The 25,675-nt window shown below is 63.4% G+C and carries 21 protein-coding genes and 1 other RNA gene; 20 read left to right on the top strand and 2 right to left on the bottom strand.

The genetic code is table 11. From position 1 onward, the window contains the following. The 9 genes from ACTJK4_RS03235 to ACTJK4_RS03275 all read left to right on the top strand — a co-directional run bounded on the left by ACTJK4_RS03235 (position 1) and on the right by ACTJK4_RS03275 (position 12,430). Complete coding sequence (locus ACTJK4_RS03235; RefSeq protein WP_440815982.1) at positions 1-747, top strand: endonuclease/exonuclease/phosphatase family protein; 747 nt, start codon at positions 1-3, stop codon at positions 745-747. After that, a complete protein-coding gene (clsB, locus tag ACTJK4_RS03240; RefSeq protein ID WP_260803079.1) occupies positions 744-2,012 on the top strand; it encodes a cardiolipin synthase ClsB in 1,269 nt (422 codons plus the stop codon). Before ACTJK4_RS03235 ends, clsB begins: the two co-directional genes overlap by 4 nt. Positions 2,013-2,053: 41 nt before the next feature. Next, positions 2,054-3,718, top strand: coding sequence for an acyl CoA:acetate/3-ketoacid CoA transferase (locus ACTJK4_RS03245; RefSeq protein ID WP_440815985.1), 1,665 nt, complete (start codon positions 2,054-2,056; stop codon positions 3,716-3,718). Positions 3,719-4,122: 404 nt separating this feature from the next. After that, the gene (locus ACTJK4_RS03250) at positions 4,123-4,713 is read left to right on the top strand and encodes a TetR/AcrR family transcriptional regulator (RefSeq protein ID WP_021196492.1); all 591 of its coding nucleotides are present in this window, start codon (positions 4,123-4,125) and stop codon (positions 4,711-4,713) included. Between the two features lie 51 nt (positions 4,714-4,764). Beyond that, on the top strand, positions 4,765-6,552 hold the full coding sequence (locus ACTJK4_RS03255) for an acyl-CoA dehydrogenase C-terminal domain-containing protein (protein WP_260803077.1): 1,788 nt from the start codon (positions 4,765-4,767) through the stop codon (positions 6,550-6,552). A gap of 190 nt (positions 6,553-6,742) precedes the next feature. Then, positions 6,743-9,223 carry a 3-hydroxyacyl-CoA dehydrogenase/enoyl-CoA hydratase family protein gene (locus ACTJK4_RS03260; protein ID WP_440815988.1) on the top strand — a complete coding sequence of 827 codons (2,481 nt, stop codon included), beginning with the start codon at positions 6,743-6,745 and terminating at the stop codon, positions 9,221-9,223. A gap of 33 nt (positions 9,224-9,256) precedes the next feature. Continuing rightward, complete coding sequence (locus ACTJK4_RS03265; protein WP_092973292.1) at positions 9,257-10,456, top strand: acetyl-CoA C-acyltransferase; 1,200 nt, start codon at positions 9,257-9,259, stop codon at positions 10,454-10,456. A 217-nt stretch (positions 10,457-10,673) separates the two neighbouring features. Beyond that, positions 10,674-11,639, top strand: a complete 966-nt coding sequence (locus ACTJK4_RS03270; protein WP_232041945.1) for a DegV family protein — start codon at positions 10,674-10,676, stop codon at positions 11,637-11,639. A gap of 26 nt (positions 11,640-11,665) precedes the next feature. Continuing rightward, positions 11,666-12,430 (top strand): enoyl-CoA hydratase, encoded by a 765-nt coding sequence (locus ACTJK4_RS03275; RefSeq protein WP_440815992.1) that lies wholly within the window; start codon positions 11,666-11,668, stop codon positions 12,428-12,430. A 66-nt stretch (positions 12,431-12,496) separates the two neighbouring features. On the opposite strand, the gene ACTJK4_RS03280 is transcribed toward ACTJK4_RS03275, so the two are convergent. Beyond that, positions 12,497-12,934, bottom strand: a complete 438-nt coding sequence (locus ACTJK4_RS03280; protein WP_092973286.1) for an acyl-CoA thioesterase — start codon at positions 12,932-12,934, stop codon at positions 12,497-12,499. A 90-nt stretch (positions 12,935-13,024) separates the two neighbouring features. On the opposite strand from ACTJK4_RS03280, the gene ACTJK4_RS03285 reads away from it, so the two are divergent. From ACTJK4_RS03285 to ACTJK4_RS03315, 7 genes are all read left to right on the top strand, one after another. Then, entirely contained in the window at positions 13,025-14,863 is a 1,839-nt protein-coding gene (locus tag ACTJK4_RS03285; protein WP_440815995.1) for an ABCB family ABC transporter ATP-binding protein/permease, read from the top strand. Between the two features lie 15 nt (positions 14,864-14,878). Next, complete coding sequence (locus tag ACTJK4_RS03290; RefSeq protein WP_232041947.1) at positions 14,879-15,823, top strand: LysR substrate-binding domain-containing protein; 945 nt, start codon at positions 14,879-14,881, stop codon at positions 15,821-15,823. A gap of 152 nt (positions 15,824-15,975) precedes the next feature. Next, positions 15,976-17,277, top strand: a complete 1,302-nt coding sequence (locus tag ACTJK4_RS03295; protein WP_092973282.1) for a Glu/Leu/Phe/Val family dehydrogenase — start codon at positions 15,976-15,978, stop codon at positions 17,275-17,277. A gap of 520 nt (positions 17,278-17,797) precedes the next feature. After that, positions 17,798-18,706 carry a glutamate/aspartate ABC transporter substrate-binding protein gene (locus ACTJK4_RS03300; protein WP_232041949.1) on the top strand — a complete coding sequence of 303 codons (909 nt, stop codon included), beginning with the start codon at positions 17,798-17,800 and terminating at the stop codon, positions 18,704-18,706. 99 nt (positions 18,707-18,805) lie between these two features. Next, entirely contained in the window at positions 18,806-19,534 is a 729-nt protein-coding gene (locus ACTJK4_RS03305) for an amino acid ABC transporter permease (protein ID WP_232041950.1), read from the top strand. A 17-nt stretch (positions 19,535-19,551) separates the two neighbouring features. Beyond that, entirely contained in the window at positions 19,552-20,235 is a 684-nt protein-coding gene (gene gltK / locus ACTJK4_RS03310) for a glutamate/aspartate ABC transporter permease GltK (protein ID WP_232041951.1), read from the top strand. Continuing rightward, a complete protein-coding gene (locus ACTJK4_RS03315; protein ID WP_004633206.1) occupies positions 20,232-20,966 on the top strand; it encodes an amino acid ABC transporter ATP-binding protein in 735 nt (244 codons plus the stop codon). Before gltK ends, ACTJK4_RS03315 begins: the two co-directional genes overlap by 4 nt. 188 nt (positions 20,967-21,154) lie before the next feature. Here the strand turns inward: ACTJK4_RS03315 and ACTJK4_RS03320 are convergent, their stop codons facing one another. Beyond that, positions 21,155-21,985, bottom strand: coding sequence for a class II glutamine amidotransferase (locus ACTJK4_RS03320; protein ID WP_024976643.1), 831 nt, complete (start codon positions 21,983-21,985; stop codon positions 21,155-21,157). Positions 21,986-22,143: 158 nt separating this feature from the next. Here ACTJK4_RS03320 and ACTJK4_RS03325 point away from each other — a divergent pair, with 158 nt between their 5' ends. From ACTJK4_RS03325 to rnpB, 4 genes are all read left to right on the top strand, one after another. Beyond that, positions 22,144-23,442 (top strand): glycerate kinase type-2 family protein, encoded by a 1,299-nt coding sequence (locus tag ACTJK4_RS03325; protein ID WP_260803073.1) that lies wholly within the window; start codon positions 22,144-22,146, stop codon positions 23,440-23,442. 33 nt (positions 23,443-23,475) lie between these two features. Further along, positions 23,476-24,510: a dihydroorotase gene (gene pyrC / locus ACTJK4_RS03330; RefSeq protein WP_004633200.1), complete on the top strand. Its 1,035-nt coding sequence runs from the start codon at positions 23,476-23,478 to the stop codon at positions 24,508-24,510. A gap of 5 nt (positions 24,511-24,515) precedes the next feature. Further along, entirely contained in the window at positions 24,516-25,319 is an 804-nt protein-coding gene (locus ACTJK4_RS03335; RefSeq protein ID WP_260803072.1) for a DUF3025 domain-containing protein, read from the top strand. Between the two features lie 13 nt (positions 25,320-25,332). After that, positions 25,333-25,674, top strand: an RNA gene (rnpB, locus tag ACTJK4_RS03340) — RNase P RNA component class A. The last annotated feature ends 1 nt before the right edge of the window (position 25,675 follow it).

Here is a 25,675-nt window from a genome sequence, read left to right on the forward strand (position 1 = left end):
ATGCTCCGTTTGCGCGTTGCCACCTACAACATCCACAAAGGCGTGACAGGCATCGCGCGGCGCGTGCGCGTGCATGACGTGCGGCAGGGCCTGCATACGATGGACGCCGACATCGTCTTCCTGCAGGAAGTACAGGACCGCAACGACCGCCTGGTTGCCGCCGAGCTGTTCGATCCGAACTACACGCAGCTGCGCTATCTTGCGACCGACGTCTATCCGCACTCGGTCTATGGCCGCAACGCCGTCTACGAGCATGGCCACCACGGCAACGCCATCCTCTCGCGGTTCCCGATCCTGCTGTCGGAAAACCTCGATATCTCCGACCACCGTTTCGAGCAGCGCGGCCTGCTGCACGCCGTGACCGATCTCGGCTTCGGCGAGGTGCATCTGCTGTGCGCGCACTTCGGCCTGTTTGCCCGCAGCCGGCAGCGGCAGGCAGAGGCACTCGTCGATCGAGTGCGTTCCGTCGTGCCACCGAATGCGCCGCTCGTAGTGGCGGGCGATTTCAACGATTGGAATAACCGGCTGGATCGCATGATCTGCCAGGCGCTGGGTGCGACCGAAGTCGCCGACAAGGCCGCCGATGCGCGCCCGGTGCGCACTTTCCCGAGCCACATGCCCTGGTTGCGGCTGGACCGCATTTACGTGCGCGGGTTTGAGATCGAACGTGCGCATGCGTTGACGGGCCGCGAATGGGCGCAGCGCTCTGATCACGTGCCCCTGCTGGCGGAACTGGCACATTCATGAGGGTCGTTCGCGATGCAGGGCCCCTGCGCTCGGAGTGGCGGCGGGGTAAGCCCCTGCCGGGCAACGACGTCGACCTGCTGTGCGGCGGTGCCGAGTTCTTCCCAGCCTTGATCGAGGCAATCGACGCCGCGCAACGCCGCGTTGCGCTCGAAACCTACATCTACAGCGACGACGCCACCGCCCACAGCGTGACAGAAGCGCTCGCCCGCGCGGCGCGCCGCGGCGTGGATGTCAACCTGACCATCGACGGCTTCGGCACCGGGCTGCTGCCCGACAGCATCGGCGCAATGCTCGAAGCGGCGGGCGTGAGCTTGCGCATCTATCGTCCGGTGCGCGGCTTTCGCCTGCAGCGCCGCTACTTGCGACGGCTGCATCGGAAGATCGTCGTCATCGATGACGACGTGGCGTTCGTGGGCGGCATCAACATCATCGACGACCTGAATCACGCGCCATTTCACGACGCTGCGCTGGGGCCGCGTTACGACTTTGCAGTGCGGGTACGCGGGCCGCTGGTCGCGCAGATTGCGCTGACCGTCGACCGGCTCTGGTGGCAGATGGGCGTACGCGCTGGCATGCGGGAGGTCGGTGTAACGGGCGTCGCCGCCGAGTTTCCGGTGATGACGGATACGCCGCGACCACGGCATCGCGGAGCATCCGGACGGGAAAGTGAGCGCGCACCGGGCACCGTGTTGGCTTCGCTGGTGCTGCGTGACAACGTCCGTAACCGGCGTGCGATCGAACGCGAGTATCTGCGCGCGCTGGGTGTGGCGCGGCACGAGGTGATCATTGCCAACGCGTACTTCCTGCCGGGCGTGCGTTTCATGCGCGCGCTGGCTGCATGCCGACGGCGCGGTGTGCGCGTGCGGCTGTTGCTGCAGGGGCAGGTCGAATATCGGTTGCAGCACTACGCGACGCGCTCGCTGTATCACATGCTGTTGCGCGACAACGTTGAGATCCACGAATACACGTCCAGCTTCCTGCATGCCAAGGTAGCCGTGGTGGACGATCGATGGGCCACGATCGGCTCCAGCAACATTGACCCGTTCAGCCTGCTGCTGGCACGCGAAGCCAACGTCGTCGCGTGGGATGCGACCGTGGCCAACGAATTGCGCGGCGCGCTTGAAGACGCGATCACCCATCACGCACGCCGCGTCCTGGCTGATGAGCACGCAGCGCGCCGCTGGTGGTGGCGCCTGGCAGATTGGTGCGCCTACCGGCTCGTGCGCCTTGGCGTCGTCATCAGCGGGCGCGCAGCACAGTATTAGCGGTGCAGGCATCTGCAAATACATAACAAGACGGAGGAGACATGCAAGTCATCACAGCCGATGAGGCGGCGCGGTTGGTACAGCCGGAGTGGACGGTCGCATGCGCCGGATTTGTCGGCGCGGGCCATGCAGAGGCCGTCACGCACGCGCTGGAGCGGCGCTTTCTGGCCACCGGCGAGCCGCGCGATCTCACACTGGTCTACTCCGCCGGACAAGGCGATCGTGCCACGCGCGGCGTCAACCACTTCGGCAATCCCGGGATGACGCGCTGTGTGGTCGGCGGGCATTGGCGCTCCGCCACACGACTGGCGGACTTGGCGCTTGCCGAGCAATGCGATGCGTTCAACCTGCCCCAGGGCGTGCTCACGCATCTGTACCGCGCCATCGCGGGTGGCAAGCCCGGCGTGCTGACCAAGATGGGTCTGCACACCTTCGTCGACCCACGCACGGAGCTTGACGCGCGTTACCACGGCGGCGCCATCAACGCCCGCGCCAAGGCAGCACGCGCTGCTGGCACAGCCTCGTGGGTTGAGTACGAGCGCTTTCGCGGCGAAGACTATCTCTTCTACCCCAGCTTTCCGCTGCACTGTGTCTTTCTGCGGGGCACGGCCGCCGACCCGCGCGGCAATATCAGCACGCACGAAGAAGCCTTTCACCACGAACTGCTGGCCATGGCGCAGGCCGCACGCAACTCGGGTGGCATCGTCATCGCGCAAGTGCGTCGGCTCGTCGATCGGCACGACAACCTGCAGGCGATCCACGTGCCGGGCATCCTCGTCGATTACGTGGTCGTCGCCGACGATGAAACAGAACACCAGATGACCTTCGGAGAGGCGTTCAACCCGACCTATATCCGCCCCTGGCAAGGTGTGGCGATCCAACTCAAGGAAGACGCCATCGAAGCGAGCGAGGCGCTGGAGACAAGCCAGCACGGCGCGCTCGATGCCCGCACGCTGGTGCAACGCCGTGCCGTGCTGGAACTGATGGCGCAGCAACCGCGCGTCGTGAACCTGGGCGTCGGCATGCCCGCAGCTGTCGGCGCACTGGCTGAACAGGAGGGCGCGCGTGGCTTTACGCTCACCGTGGAGGCCGGCCCAATCGGCGGCACGCCGGCAGATGGCCTCAGCTTCGGCGCCTCGGCCTATCCTGAAGCCGTGGTGGACCAGCCTGCGCAGTTCGACTTCTACGAAGGTGGCGGCATCGATCTCGCCATCCTCGGGCTGGCAGAGTTGGACGGTGCCGGCAACGTCAACGTCAGCCTGTTTGGTGAGGGCGGTGACACCGTCGTCGCAGGTGTCGGCGGCTTCATCAACATCACGCAGAGCGCGCGCTCGGTCGTGTTCATGGGCACGCTCACCGCTGGCGGCCTTCAAGTCGAAGCCGAGGACGGCAAACTGCGCATCGTGCGGGAAGGACGGCTCAAGAAGATCGTGCCTGCCGTCTCGCATCTGACCTTCAACGGTGAATATGCGGCGCAATCAGGCATTCCCGTGCGCTACGTGACCGAACGCGCCGTCTTCGAGATGCGCGACGATGGCCACGGCACACGGCGCCTTACACTGACCGAAATCGCTCCCGGCATCGATCTGCAGCGCGACGTGTTAGACCAGTGCGCTGCGGAGGTTGCCGTGGCAACTGATCTGCGTGAAATGGACGCCCGCATCTTCCGCCGTGGCGCCATGTGCGCAGGCATCACGCCGGGCTGAATTTCCGCCAGTTTATTTACTGATGAGTAGCACTAGAAAATTCATCAATTATGCTGCGCCGCTCGCGTTTTCTGCGTGCGGCGCACATCCTGTAAAGCCTTTCAAATAAAGGGTTTACACGATCTGCGCTGCACTGCGAAAGATGGCGATTCCGTATTGCCATTTAGATGCCGCTTTCTAATAAAACACTTGCCGCTCCAAGGGCCCCTGTAAATAATTGAACGACCGTTCGATTTTGGGCTAGAGTGTTTGCGCAGGCTGGTTTACAGTCCTGCCCGGCATGCGAAAGGCGCCCCGCAAGAAGCCATTTATTTCGCGTGTCACGCCCCAGAAAAGAACGGAGAGAAATCATCATGCGTCACCCGACCGCTCGTCTCGAATCGAATCACGCAGCAGCCACGCCGATGCGCAAGGGCGAGCTGACGCGTGCAGCGATTCTCGATGCCGCGCTGGAATTGGCCTCGCGCGACGGACTGGAAGGATTGACGATCGGTGTGCTCGCGGAGCGCATGCAGATGAGCAAGAGCGGGGTGTTCGCGCACTTCGGCTCGCGTGAGGATCTGCAGGTGGAAGTGGTTCGCGAGTATCACAAACGGTTCGAGCAGGAAGTCTTCTACCCGAGCTTGACGGAACCGCGCGGTCTGCCGCGCCTGTGGAGCATGGTGCGACGCTGGATGGAGCGCCGCATTCAGGAAGTGACCACGGGCTGCATCTACATCAGCGGCGCGGTGGAGTACGACGATCGTGCCGAAAGTCCGGTGCGCGACGAACTCGTCAAGAGCGTGACGATCTGGCGTGCAGCATTGGCCCGCGCGATCGCACAGGCAAAGGAAGAGGGCCACCTGCGTGCAGAAGCGGACCCGCAATTGATGCTCTTCGAGATGTACAGCCTGGAGTTGGGTCTGCATCACGATGCGCGTTTCCTGCGGTTGCCGAACAGCGCCGAGCTGGCCATGGTGGCGCTCAACAAACTCATTCAGTCTTACCGAACCTGACGCGGCATCGCACACCTAGCGGTCGCGCAGTACACACCAAGGAGTTGCAAGATGGGTCAATACACCGCACCGCTGCGTGACATGCAGTTTGTTCTCCACGAGCTTCTCGGCGTGGAGGACCACCTGAAGCAAATGCCGCAGCACGCGGAGATCGATGCCGACACCATCAATCAGGTGATCGAGGAAGCCGGCAAGTTCTGCTCCGAAGTCATCTTCCCGCTCAATCAGTCCGGCGATCGCGAAGGCTGCACATACCACGGCGACGGCGTGGTGACTGCTCCGAAGGGCTTCAAGGAAGCGTATCAACAGTACGTCGAGGCCGGCTGGCCCTCGCTGGGCTGCGATCCGGAATACGGCGGTCAGGGCTTGCCCATTCTGATCAACAACGCGCTGTACGAGATGCTGAATTCGGCCAACCAGGCCTGGACGATGTATCCCGGCCTCTCGCATGGCGCGTACGAAGCGCTGCACGCGCACGGTACCGACGAACTCAAACAGCGCTACCTGCCGAAGCTGGTGTCGGGCGTGTGGACCGGCACGATGTGTCTGACCGAGCCGCATTGCGGCACCGACCTCGGCATTCTGCGCACCAAGGCCGAGCCGATGGCCGATGGCTCGTATGCCATTACCGGCACGAAGATCTTCATCTCGGCGGGCGAGCACGACCTGGCCGAAAACATCATCCACCTGGTGCTGGCACGCCTGCCGGATGCGCCGGGCGGCACGAAGGGCATCTCGTTGTTCGTAGTGCCGAAGTTCATCCCCGATGCCAACGGCAACCCGGGCGAGCGCAACGGCGTGAAGTGCGGCTCCATCGAACACAAGATGGGCATCCACGGCAACGCCACCTGCGTGATCAACCTGGATGGTGCCAAGGGCTGGATGGTCGGCGAACCGAACAAGGGCCTGAACGCCATGTTTGTGATGATGAACGCCGCCCGCCTGGGCGTCGGCATGCAGAGCCTGGGCCTGACCGAAGTGGCTTACCAGAACTCGGCTGCCTACGCCAAAGAACGCCTGCAGATGCGCAGCCTGTCGGGCCCGAAGGCACCGGACAAGCCGGCCGACCCGATCATCGTGCACCCGGACGTGCGCCGCATGCTGCTGACCCAGCGTGCGTTTGCCGAAGGTGGCCGCGCATTCAGCTACTGGATCGCCCTGCAGATCGACCGCGAGCTGTCGCACGAAGACGAATCCGTGCGCAAGGACGCGGCTGACCTGGTCGCGCTGCTGACCCCGATCGCCAAGGCCTTCCTGAGTGACAACGCATTCATCTCCACCAACGAAGGCATGCAGGTCTTCGGTGGCCACGGCTACATCGCCGAGTGGGGCATGGAGCAGTACGTGCGCGACGCCCGCATCAACATGATCTACGAAGGCACGAACACCGTGCAGTCGCTGGACCTGCTGGGCCGCAAGATCCTCGGCGACATGGGCGCCAAGATGAAGAAGTTCGGCAAGCTGGTGCAGGACTTTGTGGAAGCCGAAGGCACCAACGAAGCGATGCAGGAATTCATCAACCCGCTGGCCGACATCGGCGACAAGGTCCAGAAGCTGACCATGGAAATCGGCATGAAGGCCATGGCCAATCCGGACGAAGTGGGCGCAGCTGCTGTGCCGTACCTGCGCGTGGTCGGCCATCTGGTGTTCTCGTACTTCTGGGCCCGTATGGCCAAGATCGCTCTGGAAAAGCAAGACAGCGGCGACACCTTCTACAAGGTCAAGCTGGCAACGGCGCGCTTCTACTTCGCCAAGCTGCTGCCCGAAACGGCTTCGCAGATTCGTATGGCACGTGCCGGCGGCGCCACGCTGATGGCACTCGAAGCCGACCTGTTCTAAGGAAACCAGCCCACGATCCGACTGCGCGGCGCGATCTTGGCCTTGTGATGCTCGCCGTACCCATGTACGGCTGCGCTTCTCAGGCCAACCTCGAGCCGCTCGCTATGGATCGTGAACAGGTTTCAACGCCTCTTTGTGTCGCTCCCGCTTGTGCGGGGGTGATAACTCCTCTTCTTTCCGCGAGGACACCATGACCCGCACTGAACTCTCCACCAGCGCGCAGCCGCAGGCCGGCCAGCGCTCCAACTTCCTCGTCCGGCGCGTTGCTGTGCTGGGCGCCGGCGTGATGGGCGCGCAGATTGCTGCGCACCTGGTCAACGCCAAGGTTCCCGTCACGCTGTTCGATCTTCCGGCCAAGGAAGGCCCGAAGAGCGGCATCGCGCTCAAGGCCATTGAAAACCTGAAGAAGCTGTCGCCGGCGCCGCTGGGCATCAAGGACGACGCCAACCTCATCCAGGCTGCCAACTACGAAGACGACATCGAGAAGCTGCGCGACTGCGACCTCGTCATCGAGGCCATTGCCGAACGCATGGACTGGAAGCACGACCTGTACAAGAAGGTCGCGCCGCACATCGCCCCGCACGCGATCTTCGCGTCGAACACGTCGGGCCTGTCGATTACCGAACTGTCGGATGGTTTCGATGCCGAGCTGAAGTCGCGCTTCTGCGGCGTGCACTTCTTCAACCCGCCGCGCTACATGCACCTGGTCGAGCTGATCCCGACTGCCCACACGCGCGGCGACATTCTCGACAAGCTGGAAACGTTCCTCACCTCCGCGCTCGGCAAGGGCGTGGTGCGCGCGAAGGACACGCCCAACTTCATCGCCAACCGCGTCGGCATCTTCTCGATCCTGGCGGTGTTTGCAGAATCGGCCAAGTACGGCATTCCGTTTGACGTGGTGGACGACCTCACGGGCTCGAAGCTGGGCCGCGCCAAGTCGGCGACGTTCCGCACGGCGGACGTGGTGGGTCTGGACACGATGGCCCACGTCATCAAGACAATGCAGGACAACCTGAAGGACGATCCGTTCGCCCCGGTCTACGCCACGCCGCCCGTGCTGGCCAAGCTGGTCGAGGCGGGCGCCCTGGGCCAGAAGGCCGGCGCCGGTTTCTACAAGAAGGAAGGCAAGGAAATCAAGGTGCTGGACCCGCAAAGCGGCCAGTACGGCCCGAGCGGCAAGAAGGCAGATGACATCGTTGTGCGCATCCTGAAAAAGGAGCCCGCCGAACGCCTGAAGCTGCTGCGCGAATCGACCAACCCGCAGGCGCAGTTCCTGTGGGCAGTCTTCCGCGACGTGTTCCATTACATCGCTGTGTATCTGGAGCAGATTGCGGATTCGGCTGCGGAAGTCGATCTGGCGATCCGCTGGGGCTTCGGCTGGAACAGCGGCCCGTTTGAAGACTGGCAAGAGGCGGGCTGGAAGCAAGTGGCCGAGTGGGTGAAGGAAGACATCGAAGCCGGCAAGGCGCTGTCGAACGCAGCGCTGCCGCAATGGGTGTTCTCCGGCCCCGTGGCGGACAACGGCGGTGTGCATTCGTCACAGGGTTCGTGGTCTGCGAATCAGAGCGCGTTCCTGTCGCGCAGCACGCTGCCGGTGTATGGCCGTCAGGTGTTCCGTGCACCGATCAAGGGTGCGACGACGGTCAACCCGCTCACGTATGGCAAGACCATCGAAGAGACCGATGCCGTGCGCATCTGGGTGGACGACGCGGCAGGCCAGGACGACGTGCTGATCGTCTCGTTCAAGAGCAAGATGAACACGATCGGACCGAGCGTCATCGACGGTCTGACGCGTGCCGTTGATCTGGCTGAAGCCGGCTACAAGGGTCTGGTGGTGTGGCAGCCGACGTCGCTCAAGCTGGGTGCGCCGGGCGGTCCGTTCTCTGCCGGTGCCAACCTCGAAGAGGCCATGCCGGCCTTCATGATGGGCGGCGCCAAGGGCATCGAGCCGTTCGTCAAGAAGTTCCAGGACGGCATGATGCGCGTGAAGTACGCCGGTGTGCCGGTCGTGTCGGCCGCATCGGGCATCGCACTGGGCGGTGGCTGCGAACTGCTGCTGCACTCGGCCAAGCGTGTGGCTGCACTGGAAACGTACATCGGTCTGGTGGAAGTGGGCGTGGGCCTCGTGCCGGCAGGTGGTGGCCTGAAGGAAGCTGCGCTGGCCGCTGCCAAGGCGGCACAGGCAGCAGGCAGCACGAACATCCTGCAGTTCCTGACCAACCGCTTCCAGGCCGCGGCCATGGCCAAGGTGTCGTCTTCCGCGCTGGACGCGCAGAAGATCGGCTACCTGCAGCCGACCGACACCATCGTCTTCAACGTGCACGAACTGCTGCATGTTGCGCGCAACGAAGTGCGTGCGCTGTCCGATTCGGGCTACCGCGCGCCGCTGCGTCCGGTCGGCATTCCGGTGGCAGGCCGGTCGGGCATCGCCACGATCAAGGCGTCGCTGGTGAACATGCGTGATGGCGGCTTCATCTCGCAGCACGACTTCACGATCGCCTCGCGCATTGCTGAAGCCGTGTGCGGCGGCGACGTTGAAGCCGGCGCGCTGGTGGATGAAGACTGGCTGCTGGCGCTGGAGCGCAAGGCCTTCGTGGATCTGCTCGGCAGCTCCAAGACCCAGGAACGCATCATGGGCATGCTGCAGACCGGCAAGCCGGTGCGCAACTAATTGCCGCGACGACAGAGAAACAGGAGTTTCATCATGACCAAGCAACTGCAAGACGCCTACATCGTCGCCGCGACGCGTTCCCCGATCGGCAAGGCGCCGAAGGGCACGCTCAAGAACCTGCGCCCGGACGATCTGCTGGCGACCATCCTCAAGAGCGCCGTCGCCCAGGTGCCGAACCTGGACCCGGCGCTGATCGAAGACGCCATCGTCGGCTGCGCGATTCCGGAAGCGCAGCAGGGCCTGAACGTTGCGCGTATCGGCGCGCTGCTGGCCGGCCTGCCGAACACGGTGGGCGGCGTGACCGTCAACCGTTTCTGTGCCTCGGGCCTGACCGCCGTGGCGATGGCGGCCGACCGCATCCGCGTGGGTGAATCCGACGTGATGATTGCCGCGGGTGTGGAATCGATGAGCATGGTGCCGATGATGGGCAACTCGCCGTCGATGTCGCCCGAGATCTTCACGCGCGACGAGAACGTGGGCATTGCCTACGGCATGGGCCTGACAGCCGAGAAGGTCGCCCAGCAATGGAAGATCTCACGCGAGGCGCAGGACGCGTTCTCGCTGGCGTCGCATCAGAAGGCGCTGGCCGCGCAGCAAGCCGGCGAGTTCAAGGACGAGATCACCCCGATCGAGATCATCGAGAAGTTCCCGAACCTGGGCACGGGCGCCATCGACATCAAGACGCGCACGATGTCGCTGGATGAAGGCCCGCGTGCCGATACGTCGGTTGAAGGCCTCGGCAAGCTTCGCGCCGTGTTCGCCAACAAGGGCAGCGTGACCGCCGGCAACAGCTCGCAGACCTCGGATGGTTCGGGCGCGCTGATCCTGGTGTCGGAAAAGATCCTGAAGCAGTTCAATCTGGTGCCGCTCGCGCGCTTCGTATCGTTTGCGGTGCGCGGTGTGCCGCCGGAAATCATGGGGATCGGCCCGAAGGAAGCGATTCCTGCCGCGCTGAAGGCGGGCGGCCTGACGCAAGATCAGATCGACTGGATCGAGCTGAATGAAGCATTTGCCGCGCAGTCGTTGGCCGTGATCCAGGACCTGGGCCTGGACACCAGCAAGATCAACCCGCTGGGCGGCGCGATCGCGCTGGGCCACCCGCTGGGCGCGACCGGCGCCATTCGTGCGGCCACGGTGGTGCACGGCCTGCGCCGCCGCAACCAGAAGTACGGCATGGTGACGATGTGCGTCGGCACCGGCATGGGTGCCGCAGGCATTTTCGAACGCATGTGACCCCACGCAAGGGGGAAGGATTAAGGCCTTCCCCCTGCTTGCTAATCGCCCGTCTCACCACGCATGATTGCGCAGGCGCGCGCAGCATTACATAACAAGCGCGCCGAAGAATGCGGCCGGCTCCAAGCCGGTATCGCAATAGAAGCGGAGCCACGACTCCGCAACAGAGGAGACACACCACCGGGTCACCGGCGGTGCATCAAGAGGAGGGCGCGCGATGGGCAACACTGTCGGCGACACAATCGTATTGACCGATGCGGCATGCGATATGCCGCGCTCGATGATCGATCAGCTGGGGTTGGGCGTGGTGCCGTTCCGCATTCGTGCGGGCGAATTGTTCGTAGAAGACCGCCGCGACGAGGCGGCGCTGCCGCAGCTCTATCGCAAGTACCTCGTCGACAAGCAAGATCACTATGCCGAATCGATTCCGCTGCTCGAACGCGAGATCGAAGACTACCTGCTCAAGCACGTGGTCACGCAGCACGACCGTGCCTTGCTGCTGACGATTGCCAGCTCGCGCAGCCATTTCTACAGCCACGCAACCGGCGCGGTGGTGGGCACCACGGCCAAGAGCTTCAAGCCACGCAAGGATGCCGGCCGCTCGGGCCTGTTCGAGTTGACGGTGGTGGACACGGGCGCCATAGGCCCCGGCCAGGCTCTGATGGTGCACGAAGCCGCGCGCATGCTGCGCGAAGGCGCGGAGGTGCGTGACGTGGTGCACGTGATCGAAAATCGCCTGCGCGATGCCTCGCACGTCTACCTCGTGCCCGATGAGTTGCTGTACATGTACACCCGCGCCAAGCAGAAGGGCGAGAAGAGCATCACCTGGGGCCGCTACATGATGGGCACGGCGTTCAACGTGCGCCCGCTCATTCATATGCACCGGGGCGAGACGGAGGCCATCGCCAAGGTGCGCGGTTCCGATGAAGGCATCCGCCGTCTGATGGCGCATACCGAAACCATGATCGCCGAGGAGCGTCTGGCCACGCCGGTGGTGGCGATCACGTATTCCGGTTCGCTCGACACCGTGCGCCGCATGGAGCCGGTGCAAGCGTTGATGCGAACCGCACAGGACCACGGCGTGGAAGTGCTGCTCGCGCCGATGAGCCTGACCGTGGCGTTGAACGTGGGGGCGAACGCGTTCTCCGTCGGTTATCTGTCTGATTCTCCTGTGCCGATTTAGCGGCGCAGGTTTCACCTGGAGTTTTCATGTCGATTCGTACCGAGACCGCAGACGGCGTCCTGACGCTCACCTTTGACCGCCTGGACCGCAAGAACGCCATCACGGCCGCGATGTATCAAACGCTGGCCGATGCCCTGGTGGCCGCCGAGACCGATCCCGCCATCCGCGTGATCGTGCTGGCGGGCCATGAGAGCGTGTTCACGGCGGGCAACGATCTCGAAGACTTCATGAAGAACCCGCCCAAGGACGAGAGCGCCCCCGTGCACCAGTTCCTGAAGGCGATCAGCAGGGCGACCAAGCCGCTGATCGCCTCTGTGAGCGGCGCGGCTGTCGGCGTGGGCACGACGATGCTGCTGCATTGCGATCTCGTCTACGCATCCGAGACGGCCAAGTTGTCGATGCCGTTCGCGCAGCTGGGCCTCTGCCCGGAAGCCGCATCAAGCCTGCTGCTGCCGCAACTGGCTGGCTATCACCGCGCGGCGGACAAGCTGCTTTTCGGTGAGCCTTTTGACGCGAACGAAGCGCGCGAGCTGGGCTTGGTCAATCGCGTGCTACCGGCAGGCGAGCTGGATGCCTTCGTGCGCACGCAGGCGCGCAAGCTGACGCTGCTGCCGCCCGCATCGCTGCGCGCCACCAAGCGCCTGATGAAGGAAGGCGCCACGCCGCAGATTGCCGAGCGTATGTCGGTGGAAGGCAAGCAGTTTGGCGAGATGCTGCGCGCGCCGGAAGCGCGCGAGGCGTTCACGGCGTTCTTCGAAAAGCGCCGCCCGGATTTCTCCAAGTTCAGTTGAGCGAATCGCTCACCCGCAAAAAGAAAACCCGGCGCGAAGCCGGGTTTTCTTGTTGGGCGTTGCCGTTCAGAGCGGCGGCAGCACGCGCGGCTTGCGCGTCTCGTCGGTGGCCACGTAAGTGAGGGTGGCTTCCGTGACCTTGACGGTGGCGTGGCTGCCGTTGGCGTGCATGCGCTGCGCATAGACCTCCACGTCCACGGTGATTGATGTGCGCCCCGTCTTGACCACGTTGGCGTAGAAACTCACCAGATCGCCCACGTACACGGGCTGCTTGAAGACGAACGAGTTGACGGCGATCGTGGCGACACGGCCGTTGGCGCGCACCACGGCGGGGATCGACCCGGCAATGTCCACCTGCGACATGATCCAGCCGCCAAATACATCGCCGTGGACGTTGGCGTCGGACGGCATGGGCATCACCCGCACGGCGGGCTGCTTGTCGGCGGGCAGCGTGACGGTTTCAGTGGTGGCTTGGGTATCGGACATGATGATGCAGGGCAGCATTGAAGCGGAGGGAGGGCCCACCAGCGGGCCCAGGGCGCGCGCAGGTGATCGGTGGGAGAATACACAATCCGCCATTTTATTGCACCGCACATGCGCCGCTTTCCCGCTTCTTCCGAACCGCCTCCGCCGGGGGCTGCCCGCGGCGACTGGCGCACCATCAAGAGCCTGTTGCCGTATCTGATGGCCTACAAATGGCGTGTGGCGCTGGCGCTGTCGTTCCTGATCGCGGCCAAGGTGGCAAACCTGGGTGTACCGATGGTCATGAAGCGGCTGATCGATTCGATGAACGTCCCGCCGTCCGACCCGCGCGCGCTGCTGGTGGTGCCGGTGGGCGTCATCATCGGATACGGCCTGCTGCGGCTGTCGACGTCGCTGTTCTCTGAGCTGCGCGAAATCCTGTTCGCGAAGGTGACGGAGAGTTCGGTGCGCACGCTCGCACTTCAGGTGTTCCGCCATCTGCATGCGCTGTCACTGCGCTTTCATCTGGAGCGCCAGACCGGCGGCATGAGCCGCGACATCGAGCGCGGCACACGCGGCATCCAGTCGCTCATCTCGTATTCGCTGTACAGCATCCTGCCGACGCTGGTGGAAGTCGGCCTCGTCATCACGTATTTCTTCGTGAAGTACGACGTGTGGTTCGCCCTCATCACGTTCTGCGCGCTGGTCAGCTACATCGTCTTTACGGTGACGGTGACGAACTGGCGCACGCACTTCCGCCGCAAGATGAACGAGCTGGATTCGCGCGCCAACCAGAAGGCGATCGATTCGCTGCTCAACTTCGAGACGGTCAAATACTTCGGCAACGAAGACTACGAAGCGCGTCGCTACGACGAGAACCTGAAGCACTACCGTGCCGCGGCCATCCGCTCGCAGAACTCGTTGTCGGTGCTCAACTTCGGCCAGCAGTTCATTGTGGCCACCGCGCTCATCCTGATTCTGTATCGCGCCACGCAAGGGGTGGCTGCGGGGCACATGACGCTGGGCGACCTCGTGCTCGTCAACACGCTGATGCTGCAGATCTACATTCCGCTCAACTTCCTGGGCGTGATCTACCGCGAGCTGAAGCAGGCCGTGACCGACATGGACCGGATGTTCAACCTGCTGCAGACCAACCGCGAGGTTGCGGACAAGCCTGACGCCCCACCGCTGGCGGTGCATGCGGGCGAAGTCCGCTTCGCGCATGTCGACTTCAGCTACGAGGCCAAGCGCCAGATCCTGTTCGATGTGGATTTCACAATTCCTGCCGGCACGACCACGGCGGTGGTTGGGCAGAGCGGTTCGGGCAAGTCGACGCTCGCGCGCTTGCTGTTCCGCTTCTATGACGTGAAGTCCGGCGCCATCCAGATCGATGGCCAAGACCTGCGCGACGTCACGCAATCCAGCGTGCGTGCGGCCATCGGCATCGTTCCGCAAGACACGGTGCTCTTTAACGACAGCATCTACTACAACATCGCCTACGGCCGCCCCGATGCGAGCCGCGAAGAGGTAATTGAAGCCGCCCGCGCGGCGCAGATCCACCACTTTGTCGAATCGCTGCCTGATGGCTACGAGACGCAAGTCGGCGAGCGCGGCCTCAAACTCTCCGGCGGTGAGAAGCAGCGCGTAGCGATTGCGCGCACGCTGCTCAAGCGTCCGCCGATTCTCGTCTTCGATGAAGCGACGTCTGCGCTCGACTCGCGTACCGAGCACGCCATCCAGGAAGAGCTGATGCGCCTGGCGCAGAACCACACCACGCTGGTCATCGCACACCGCTTGTCGACCATCGTCCGTGCGCACCAAATCCTGGTGATGGAGCATGGCCGCATCATTGAGCGCGGCACGCACGAATCGTTGTTGCGTGCGGAAGGTCGCTACGCGCAGATGTGGCGCATGCAGGCACGCGAGCCCGAACGCGTGGCCGAAGAAACAGAAGACACCCGAGTTGGCTGAGGGAGAGACAACGCGATGGAACTCAAATGGCTGGAAGACTTCATCAGCCTGGCGGAGACGCGCAGCTTTTCGCGCTCGGCCGAATTGCGGCACGTGACGCAGCCGGCGTTTTCGCGGCGCATTCAATCCCTTGAGGCGTGGCTCGGCAATGAGCTGATCGATCGGTCAAGCTACCCCACACGCCTGACGCCCGCCGGAGAGGTCTTCTACGAACAGGCGTTGGCGATGCTCGCCCAGGTGAGTGAGACGCGGGCCCTGATGCGCGGCCAGCGTCCGGCCAGCGCGTCGACGATCGACTTTGCCGTGCCGCATACGCTGTCGCTCACGTTTTTCCCCGGCTGGCTTGCCCAGGTGGAAGAGAAGATCGGCAAGCTGCAATGCCGGCTGCGCGCGCTCAATGTGCACGATGCAGTAATGACGCTGGTGGAGGGCGGCTGCGATCTCGTGATGGTCTATCACCACGCGCGGCAAATGATCCAACTCGACCCCACGCGCTACGACATGCTGGTGCTGGGCACCGAGCGGCTCTCGCCGTTCTCCAAGCCCGATGCAAGCGGACGGCCGATCTATCGGCTCGTTCCCACCGCGCGCAAGCCGATCGCCTACCTGAGCTATACGCCCAATGCCTTTCTGGGGCGCATGGTGGATGTGCTGCTGGAAAACTCGCCGGTGGCGCCGCTGCTCGACAAGTGTTACGAAACCGACATGGCCGAGGCGCTCAAGGTGATGGCGCTGGCGGGACACGGCGTGGCGTTCCTGCCCGAGAGCGCAGTACGGGACGAAGTGGCAGCCGGGCGGTTGGTACGCGCCGAAGGCAAGGGGGGCGGCACCTTGTCGATCGAGATGGAGATCCGGCTGTACCGCGAGCACCCGCAGAACGGCACGCACGATCGTCGGCACCCCCAATCCAAGCGCAAGCGCGAGCTGATCGACCAGCTTTGGAGCGTATTGTCGGCGTGATCGCGCTACTTGATATACCTGCGATGGTTATGCGTTGGATGCATAACCCGATGTAAAAACGGCATTGGATTTCGTTCTGGGCGATCCCTAAGCTGGCGGGCATTTTGTGGGACTTGAAGGGCCTTACCGAGGCCCAAAAAAGGAAGACAGCCATGTCCAATGTCGCATCTCCGTCGACACTCCAGCACGCCATCCCGTCCTATCTGCCGGCCGACAATCTCGGCCCGTGGGGCATCTACCTGCAGCAGGTCGATCGGGTCACCCCCTATCTTGGCTCGCTCGCTCGTTGGGTTGAAACGCTCAAGCGCCCCAAGCGCGCGCTGATCGTCGACGTGCCCATCCAGATGGACGACGGCCGCATTGCCCACTTCGAGGGCTATCGCGTGCAGCACAACACCTCGCGCGGCCCGGGCAAGGGCGGCGTGCGTTTCCACCAGGACGTGACGCTGTCGGAAGTGATGGCGTTGTCTGCGTGGATGTCGGTGAAGAACGCGGCCGTGAACGTGCCGTACGGCGGTGCCAAGGGCGGTATCCGCGTCGACCCGCGCAAGCTGTCTTCCGGTGAACTCGAGCGCCTGACCCGCCGCTACACCAGCGAGATCGGCATCATCATCGGCCCGAACAAGGACATTCCGGCGCCGGACGTGAACACCAACGCGCAGATCATGGCGTGGATGATGGACACGTATTCCATGAACGAAGGCTCCACCGCCACCGGCGTGGTGACCGGCAAGCCGATCGCACTGGGCGGCAGCCTGGGCCGTCGTGAAGCCACTGGCCGCGGCGTGTTCGTGGTGGGCAGCGAAGCCGCACGCAACCTTGGCATCGACGTCAAGGGCGCGCGCGTGGTGGTGCAAGGCTTCGGTAACGTGGGCAGCGTGGCCGCCAAGCTGTTCCACGACGCCGGCGCCAAGGTCATTGCTGTGCAAGACCACAAGGGCATCGTGTTCAACGGCAACGGCCTCGATGTCGACGCGCTCATCAAGCACGTTGACCACAACGGCAGCGTGGCCGGCTTTGCCGCAGAGACCGTCTCGCAAGACGACTTCTGGGCACTGGACTGCGAATTCCTGATCCCGGCCGCGCTGGAAGGCCAGATCACCGCGAAGAACGCGCCCCATATCAAGGCAAAGATTGTCGTGGAAGGTGCAAACGGCCCCACGACGCCCGAGGCCGACGACATCCTGCGCGACCGGGGCATCCTGGTCTGCCCGGACGTGATTGCCAACGCCGGCGGTGTGACGGTCAGCTATTTCGAATGGGTGCAGGATTTCTCGAGCTTCTTCTGGACCGAAGACGAGATCAACCAGCGCCTGGTACGGATCATGCAAGATGCCTTCCGTGGCGTCTGGCAAGTGGCGCAGGACAACAAGGTTACTCTGCGTACGGCGGCGTTCATCATCGCCTGTACGCGGATTCTGCAGGCCCGCCAAGAGCGCGGTCTGTACCCCTGATCGGCAACGCGCTGGTCAATACCGGCGCGGTGCCCCAACAGGGCGCTGCACTGGTCTATCGCGTTGCTGCCGATCAGGCGGCCATGCGCGACGGTTGAAGAAAGCCGGTGCTCATGGGACGAACCATAACGTTCCAAAGCACCGCACCATGAGAAGGGCGATGGCACCATCGTCGTCCTTCCCATCCTCAAGTCGGGTTCGTTAAGCGACAGAGAGCGCACATCGGGCGGGCTTTATTTCCCCTTGTTTTCCTTAGCAATTGGCGGTGATCCGCTCAAGCATCGGGCCTGCGTGCCGATGTTGCAGAGCGTTGCCGTGTTTGGCGCTGCGCGTCTTTTCCGGATTTTCGGAAAAGCACAACGTAAGGTATCCGGTTGCCTGGAAAACGCGGTTGCGGCAGGGTCCGCGCCAGAGGAAAAACTCCGTTGGATTCAACGATTTAGTGGCAACACCAATACTGTCGCCAAACGTTTTTTGGTACAGTCCCGTCTTTCTCTTTCATGGTCAAAAGGAGACTTTCATGAACCTCGCCAAGCTGGCAACCGTGGTTGCAGCCGTTGGTGTTGCCGTTGGTACATTCGGCAGCGCTGCCCACGCAGAAGAGCTGACTGGTACGCTCAAGAAGATCAAAGACACCGGCACCATCACGCTGGGCGTGCGCGATTCGTCGATTCCGTTCAGCTACAACGTCGGCGGTGTCCGCACGATCGGTTATTCGTACGACGTCGCCACCAAGATTGCCGAGGACGTGAAGAAGCAACTCGGCATGAAGGATCTGAAGATCAACGAGATCCCGGTCACTTCGCAAAACCGCATCACGCTGCTGCAGAACGGCACCATCGATCTGGAGTGCGGCTCGACCACGAACAACCTCGAGCGCCAGAAGCAGGCATCGTTCACGAACACCATCTTCATCATCGGCACGCGCATCATGGTGAAGAAGGATTCGGGCATCACCGACTGGGCACAGCTCAAGGGCAAGAACGTCGTGACCACCGCCGGCACGACGTCGGAACGCCTGCTGCGCAAGATGAACGATGAAAAGCAGATGGGCATGAACATCATCAGCACGAAGGACCACGGCCAGTCGTTCCTGACGCTGGAATCGGGCCGCGCTGTTGCGTTCATGATGGACGACGCCCTCCTGTATGGCGAGCGCGCCAAGGCCAAGAACCCGGCTGACTGGGTGGTCGTGGCCAAGCCGCAATCGCGCGAAGCCTACGGCTGCATGGTTCGCAAGGACGACAAGCCGTTCAAGACTTTGGCTGACAAGACCATCGCCGGCATGATGAAGGACGGCTCGATCGCCGCCGAGTACAAGAAATGGTTCGAGCAGCCGGTTCCGCCCAAGGGCGTGAACATGGAGTTCCCGCTGTCGGACGACATGAAGGCGCTGATCAAGAACCCGAACGACAAGGCTCTTGACTGATCGGCTCCCTCAACGGGCCTGATACAAGCGTCACCGAAACGGAAGGCAAAGGCCGGTTAACAGGTCTTCACCCTTCCGTTTCTTTTTGAGGGAACCATCATGAATTACCACTGGAACTGGGGTGTCTTCTTTACGGAAGCCGCCCAGAATCAGACCTATCTCGACTGGCTGCTGGCGGGGTTGAAGACGACCGTCGTACTCGGCCTGTCTTCCTGGATCATCGCGCTCGTCATCGGCTCCGTGCTGGGCGTGCTGCGTACGGTGCCGAACAAGTGGCTGTCGGGCCTTGCCGCCGCGTACGTTGAGCTGTTCCGCAACATTCCGCTGATCGTGCAGCTCTTCATCTGGTACTTCGTCATGCCCGAACTCGTGCCGGGTGGCGACTACATCAAGCAGATGAACCCCAATACGGCGATGTTCCTGTGCGCGATGCTGTGTCTCGGTACCTTTACCGCGGCGCGTGTCTGCGAGCAGGTGCGCTCCGGTATCAATTCGCTTCCGCGCGGTCAACGCAACGCCGGCTTGGCCATGGGGTTCACGCTGGCGCAGACGTATCGCTACGTGATGCTGCCGATGTCGTTCCGGATCATCGTGCCGCCGCTCACGTCGGAGTTCCTGAACATCTTCAAGAACTCGGCCGTGGCATCGACCATCGGTTTGCTTGAGCTTGCCGCACAAGGCCGCCAACTGGTTGACTACACCGCGCAGCCGTACGAATCGTTCATCGCCGTGACGCTGATGTACATGCTGATCAACCTGACCGTAATGGGCCTGATGCGCTGGGTGGAAGCACGTTCCCGGCTGCCTGGCTTCATCGGTGGCAAGTAATCGGGCGAGGACTCTTCATGGCTTATCAATTCGATTTCTCGTCCATCAACGCCGACAACATGCGCGTGCTCGGCGAGGGGATGGTCCTCTCGCTCCAGATTACGGGCACGGCCATCCTGGTCGGCATCGTCTGGGGCACGCTGCTGGCGATGATGCGCCTCTCCGGCATCAAGCCGCTGCAGTGGTTCGGGCAGGCGTACGTGAACCTTTTCCGGTCCATCCCGCTGGTGATGGTGCTGTTGTGGTTTTTCCTGATCGTGCCGCAGTTGCTGCAGAAGATCTTTGATCTGTCGCCGGCAACCGACATGCGCATGACCTCCGCGCTGGTCGCTTTCGCGCTATTTGAAGCAGCGTATTACTCGGAGATCATCCGCGCCGGTATCCAGAGCGTGTCACGCGGGCAGATGTTCGCGGCCTATGCGATGGGCATGACGTACGGCCAGGCCATGCGTCTGGTGATCCTGCCGCAGGCATTCCGCAACATGATTCCGCTGCTGCTCACGCAGGCCATCGTCCTGTTCCAGGATACGTCGCTGGTGTATGTGAGCGCGCTGTCGGACTTCTTTACGCAGGCATACAACATCGGTGAGCGCGACGGCCGTATCGTCGAACTGCTGCTGTTTGCCGGCTTGTGCTATTTCGTGATCTGCTTCGGCGCCTCCGTGCTGGTGAAGCGACTTCAGAAGAAGGTGACCCAATGATCGAGATCAAGAACGTTTCCAAGTGGTACGGCAGCTTCCAGGTGCTGACCGACTGCACCACCAGTGTGAAGAAGAGCGAGGTGGTGGTGGTGTGCGGCCCGTCGGGTTCGGGCAAATCCACGCTCATCAAGACCGTCAATGCGCTGGAGCCGTTCCAGAAGGGCGAGATCTTCGTTGACGGCACTTCGGTGGGCGCCAAGGGTACGAACCTGCCGAAGCTGCGCTCGCGCGTGGGCATGGTGTTCCAGAACTTCGAGCTGTTTCCGCATCTGTCGATTACCGAGAATCTGACGATCGCGCAGCAAAAGGTGCTGGGCCGCTCGAAAGAGGAAGCCATGGCCAAGGGGCTGAAGTATCTGGATCGGGTGGGCCTGAAGGCGCACGCAGCCAAGTACCCCGGGCAACTGTCGGGCGGTCAGCAGCAGCGCGTGGCCATCGCGCGTGCGCTGTCGATGGACCCGATCTGCATGCTGTTCGACGAGCCGACCTCGGCACTGGACCCGGAAATGGTCAACGAAGTGCTCGACGTGATGGTAGAACTGGCCAAGGAAGGCATGACCATGATGTGCGTGACCCACGAAATGGGCTTCGCTCGCAAGGTCGCCAACCGCGTGATCTTCATGGACCAGGGCCGCATCGTTGAAGACTGCGAGAAGGAAGAGTTCTTCGGCAACATCGACGCTCGTTCCGACCGTGCCAAGCAGTTCTTGTCGAAGATCCTGTCGCATTGAAAATCGCTTCACGATCCTACTGCGCGCCCCGATCTTGGCCCTGCGATGCTCGCCGTACCCATGTACGGCTGCGCTTCTCGGACCAACCTTGGGCCGCTCGCTACGGATCGTGAACCGATTTAAGCGCCGGGTTGGAGGCAACAAAAAGCCGCTCTCTCAAGAGCGGCTTTTTTACGGGCACTGCGATGTCAGGTGCAGGCGGTGTTGGCTGCGTTGGCGATCTGCACGGCTTCTGGAATCGGCACCTTGGTCGCCATCGTGGCCTGGCCCGATTCGAACATCAGCAGCTCGCCCGGCACGAATTGCGTCCAGACTTCGTTGTCGGTGAGCGGCGCGGTCGCGATGACGGCCACGCGGTCGGCAGGTGTCGTGTATTTGGCGAAGTCGATCGTCATGTCGGCGTCGATCAAGTGCGCCGTCGAGAACGGCCACTGCCGCACGATGTAATACAGCCGCGTCGAGCAATGCGCAAACTGCGCCTGCCCGTTGCACAGCAGGAAATTGAACACGCCGTAGCGGGTGATTTCCTTGGTGATGTCAGACAGCGCGTAGAACAGTTCGTTGAGCGGCGGCTGTGAACCCGGAAAGCGCTTGCGCAGCGCCTGCATGATGAAGCAGAAGGCCAGTTCGCTGTCGGTATCCCCCACGGGCTGGTAGACGCCCGAGAGGAACGGCGAGAAGTTCTTCAGGTCGCCGTTGTGGGCAAAGATCCAGTGCCGGCCCCACAGCTCGCGCATGAAGGGGTGGCAGTTTTCCAGCCGCACCGTGCCCTGCGTCGCCTTGCGGATGTGCGAGATGACGTTCTTGGACTTGATCGGATAGCGCTTGACCAGCTCCGCCACCGGCGAGGTGCCGGCCGACTGGTTGTCGATGAACAGGCGGCAGGCCTTGTCTTCGAAGAAGGCGACGCCGAAGCCGTCGGCATGGTGGTCGGTCACGCCACCGCGCGCGGCGAACCCGGTGAACGAGAACGTCACATCGGTTGGTTCGGCGCAGTTCATGCCCAGCAGCTGGCACATGGTGGGGGAAAAGTCGGATGCAATAAAATAGCCATTATCCTGCCGGCCGCCGGGGGTGCCAAGCGCCTTCGTCTTCACGGCGCCGCGCCTGGCTGCCGGGCGTTGCGCACATGCCGCAACCCACCCGCACCCGACTGCCTTAACCGGAAGCCATTCCCATGAAGCTCGACCGCACCGCCGCCCGCGCCCTCCTGCTGGAGAGCTACGCCGCCGCCGTGGGCGCGGCCGATCCGCTCAAGATCGTCGCAAACTTCCTCCCGCCACCGCATGTCGGCGGCAAGACGCTGGTGGTTGGCGCCGGCAAGGCGGCTGCCTCGATGGCGCTGGCTGTCGAGCAGGCCTATGCCGGCCGCGCACAGATCGAAGGCGTGGTCGTCACGCGCTATGCGCATGGGCTGCCGACCGAGCACATCCGCGTCATCGAAGCCGGGCACCCGGTGCCGGACGAAGCCGGCGAGCAGGCGGCGCAGGAAATCCTGGATCGCGTCTGCGCGCTTACCGAGAACGACCGCCTGATCGTGCTGGTCTCCGGCGGCGGCTCCAGCCTGCTGTCCCTGCCAGCCGAGGGCATCCCGATGGGCGATCTGAGGGCCGTGACACGCGAACTTCTGCGCTGCGGCGCGCCAATCACCGACATGAACATCGTGCGCAAGCACCTGTCGCGTATTCAGGGCGGGCGGCTAGCCGCTGCATCCCGGGCGCCGGTCACGACGCTGATCGTCTCCGACGTGGCGGGCGACGATCCGAGCGCCATTGCCAGCGGCCCGACTGTGCCGGATGCAAGCACCTACGCCGATGCGCTTGCCATCATCAAGCGTTGGGGCGCACAGATGCCCGATACCGTGCGCGCGCACCTTCAACGTGGAGCACGCGGCGAGATTGCCGAAACGCCCAAGCCCGGCGACGCCTGCTTTGCACGCGTGACCAATCACGTCATCGCCACCGCGCAACAGAGCCTCCAAGCCGGCGCGCAGGTGTTTGCGGCGCGCGGTATCCACACGGCCATCCTTGGCGACACGGTGACCGGCGAGGCTCGCGAGGTCGCCCAGGTATACGGGGCGCTGGCGCGCCAGGTGCGCCAGCACGGCACGCCGTTTGCGGCGCCGGTAGCACTGATCTCCGGCGGCGAATGCACGGTGACGATTCCGCCGGGCTTGACGGGCGGTCGCGGCGGGCGCTGCGCGGAGTTCCTGCTCTCGCTCGGCGTCACGCTCGAAGACATGGGCGACGTCTATGCCCTCGCCGCCGATACAGACGGCATCGACGGATCGGAGGACAATGCGGGGGCGCTGCTCGACCCCGACTCCATCGCCCGCGCGGCCGCCAAGGGCGTCGCCGCCCGCGCCGCGCTCGACGCACATGACGCCTACGGTTTCTTTGCCGCCGCCGATGACCTGATTGTCACCGGCCCGACGCGCACCAACGTCAACGACTACCGCGTCATCCTCATTCTCTGATTCACGTTTTTGCTGACCGCTTCCGCACGCACCATGACCGACACTCTTACGATCGTCCGCCCCGATGACTGGCACCTGCACCTGCGCGATGGCGATGCCCTCGCCGATGTGGTGGGCGACACTGCGCGCCAGTTCGGCCGGGCGATCATCATGCCGAACCTCAAGCCGCCCGTGACCACCACCGCGCAGGCGCGCGCCTACCGCGAGCGCATTCTCGCCGCGTTGCCCGCAGGCACGCAGTTCGAGCCGCTGATGACGCTGTACCTGACCGACAACACCTCGCCTGAGGTGATCCGGGAAGCCCGCGCCAGCGGTTTCATCCACGGCGTGAAGCTGTATCCGGCCGGCGCCACCACCAACAGCGACGCTGGCGTGACGGATTTGCGCCGCTGCGCCAAGACGCTCGAAGCCATGCAGGAAGTCGGTATGCCGTTGCTCGTGCACGGCGAGGTGACCGACCCGACCGTCGACATCTTCGATCGCGAGGCGGTCTTCATCGACACGGTGATGCTGCCGTTGCGCCGCGATTTCCCCGCGCTGAAAGTCGTGTTCGAGCACATCACCACCAAGCACGCTGCCGAATACGTGCGCGATGCGGAGGGCCCGGTTGGCGCGACCATCACTGCGCATCACCTGCTGTACAACCGCAATGCACTGTTTGTCGGCGGCATCCGCCCGCATTACTACTGCCTGCCGGTGCTCAAGCGCGAAACACACCGTCTGGCACTGGTGGCCGCGGCCACCTCGGGCCACCCCCGCTTCTTCCTCGGTACCGACAGCGCGCCGCATGCCAAGGGTGTAAAGGAACACGCCTGCGGTTGCGCCGGCTGCTACACCGCGCTGCACGCCATGGAGCTGTACGCCGAGGCCTTTGAAGACGCCAACGCACTCGACAAGCTCGAAGGCTTCGCAAGCCTCCATGGGCCGGACTTCTATGGCCTGCCACGCAACGCCGGTACGCTCACGCTCACCCGCTCGCAGTGGCAGCTTCCCGCCGAAGTCCCGTTCGGCGAGCAGACGCTGGTTCCGTTGCGCGGCGGCGAGATGCTACGCTGGAAGTCTGTCTGACTGACTTGGCGATTGACTGCCTACGTGCGATCGACTGGAGCCATCCGGCGTTCGCACCGCTCGCGGCGGTCGGCGTCCCAATTGCACGCGCGATTGAGGAAGGCGCCGATCTTCGAGACGCACTGAACGCACATTCGGCCGCGCAGGTAATCCGCACCGCTGGAGGCCATGCCCTGCGCTTCGTCCCGCAAGATGCCTTGCCGGCCGACACCGCTTACGAAGCACACATCGCCGCCACCGGCGGGGTGCCGACGCGGGACAACCTCCACGATTTCTTCAACGCGCTCATCTGGCTGCATTGGCCGCGTGCCAAGGCGGCACTCAACGCACGCCAGGCGCGGGCGATTGCGCAGGATGGGATTGGCGCGGCACGCGGCGCCGTCCGCGATGCCGCCACGTTGCTCGACGAAAACGCCCTGATCTTCCTGCACACCGAAGACGCACCGGAGCGAAGCCTGACCGGCTTCGATTGGCGCGGCTTGTTCGTGGAGGGCAGGGCAGCATGGGGCGCCACCTGCGCCGTTCTGCCGTTCGGGCATGCGCTTCTGGAAAAGCTGGTCGCGCCGTACAAGTCGATCACCGCACATGCGTGGCCGCTCCACGTGGCTGCGTTGCCGGCAGATTGCCCGTCACTCGACGCAGCGCTGGCCGAGACGCTGCTGCACGCCGATCTCGCGCCCCGCCATTTCCGCCCGTTGCCCGTCATGGGGATTCCGGGCTGGTGCGATGCCAATGTCGACGCCGGCTTCTATCTGGATACGACGGTCTTTCGGCCAGGCCGTCGGCGCTTCGTACCTGAACAGTGCTAGACTCGCGCCTCGCGAAGCGGACCAGACAACCGCTGCTTTCGCCGCCTCGTGCGACGGAAGGGGAGGAAAGTCCGGACTCCATAGAGCAGGGTGATGGCTAACGACCATCCACGGTGACGTGCGGAATAGGGCCACAGAGACGAGTCTTCGCCCCAGGCTTCGGCCAGGGCGAAGGGTGAAACGCGGTAACCTCCACCCGGAGCAATCCCAAGTAAGCAGGCGATGAAGCGGCTCGCTGAGTCTGCGGGTAGGGAGCTTGAGCCGGCTGGCAACAGCCGGCCTAGAGGAATGGTTGTCACGCCGCTGGTTTCGGCCACGCGGCGCACAGAATCCGGCTTATCGGTCCGCTTCGCTTC

The organism is Ralstonia sp. 22111, from assembly GCF_052045895.1.
Taxonomy (GTDB): Bacteria; Pseudomonadota; Gammaproteobacteria; order Burkholderiales; family Burkholderiaceae; genus Ralstonia; species Ralstonia wenshanensis.

Coding starts and splice junctions, on each gene's coding strand:
- ACTJK4_RS03235 (WP_440815982.1), top strand. CDS start 1: ATGCTCCGTTTGCGCGTTGCCACCTACAACATCCACAAAGGCGTGACA.
- clsB (WP_260803079.1), top strand. CDS start 744: ATGAGGGTCGTTCGCGATGCAGGGCCCCTGCGCTCGGAGTGGCGGCGG.
- ACTJK4_RS03245 (WP_440815985.1), top strand. CDS start 2,054: ATGCAAGTCATCACAGCCGATGAGGCGGCGCGGTTGGTACAGCCGGAG.
- ACTJK4_RS03250 (WP_021196492.1), top strand. CDS start 4,123: ATGCGCAAGGGCGAGCTGACGCGTGCAGCGATTCTCGATGCCGCGCTG.
- ACTJK4_RS03255 (WP_260803077.1), top strand. CDS start 4,765: ATGGGTCAATACACCGCACCGCTGCGTGACATGCAGTTTGTTCTCCAC.
- ACTJK4_RS03260 (WP_440815988.1), top strand. CDS start 6,743: ATGACCCGCACTGAACTCTCCACCAGCGCGCAGCCGCAGGCCGGCCAG.
- ACTJK4_RS03265 (WP_092973292.1), top strand. CDS start 9,257: ATGACCAAGCAACTGCAAGACGCCTACATCGTCGCCGCGACGCGTTCC.
- ACTJK4_RS03270 (WP_232041945.1), top strand. CDS start 10,674: ATGGGCAACACTGTCGGCGACACAATCGTATTGACCGATGCGGCATGC.
- ACTJK4_RS03275 (WP_440815992.1), top strand. CDS start 11,666: ATGTCGATTCGTACCGAGACCGCAGACGGCGTCCTGACGCTCACCTTT.
- ACTJK4_RS03280 (WP_092973286.1), bottom strand. CDS start 12,934: ATGCTGCCCTGCATCATCATGTCCGATACCCAAGCCACCACTGAAACC.
- ACTJK4_RS03285 (WP_440815995.1), top strand. CDS start 13,025: ATGCGCCGCTTTCCCGCTTCTTCCGAACCGCCTCCGCCGGGGGCTGCC.
- ACTJK4_RS03290 (WP_232041947.1), top strand. CDS start 14,879: ATGGAACTCAAATGGCTGGAAGACTTCATCAGCCTGGCGGAGACGCGC.
- ACTJK4_RS03295 (WP_092973282.1), top strand. CDS start 15,976: ATGTCCAATGTCGCATCTCCGTCGACACTCCAGCACGCCATCCCGTCC.
- ACTJK4_RS03300 (WP_232041949.1), top strand. CDS start 17,798: ATGAACCTCGCCAAGCTGGCAACCGTGGTTGCAGCCGTTGGTGTTGCC.
- ACTJK4_RS03305 (WP_232041950.1), top strand. CDS start 18,806: ATGAATTACCACTGGAACTGGGGTGTCTTCTTTACGGAAGCCGCCCAG.
- gltK (WP_232041951.1), top strand. CDS start 19,552: ATGGCTTATCAATTCGATTTCTCGTCCATCAACGCCGACAACATGCGC.
- ACTJK4_RS03315 (WP_004633206.1), top strand. CDS start 20,232: ATGATCGAGATCAAGAACGTTTCCAAGTGGTACGGCAGCTTCCAGGTG.
- ACTJK4_RS03320 (WP_024976643.1), bottom strand. CDS start 21,985: ATGTGCCAGCTGCTGGGCATGAACTGCGCCGAACCAACCGATGTGACG.
- ACTJK4_RS03325 (WP_260803073.1), top strand. CDS start 22,144: ATGAAGCTCGACCGCACCGCCGCCCGCGCCCTCCTGCTGGAGAGCTAC.
- pyrC (WP_004633200.1), top strand. CDS start 23,476: ATGACCGACACTCTTACGATCGTCCGCCCCGATGACTGGCACCTGCAC.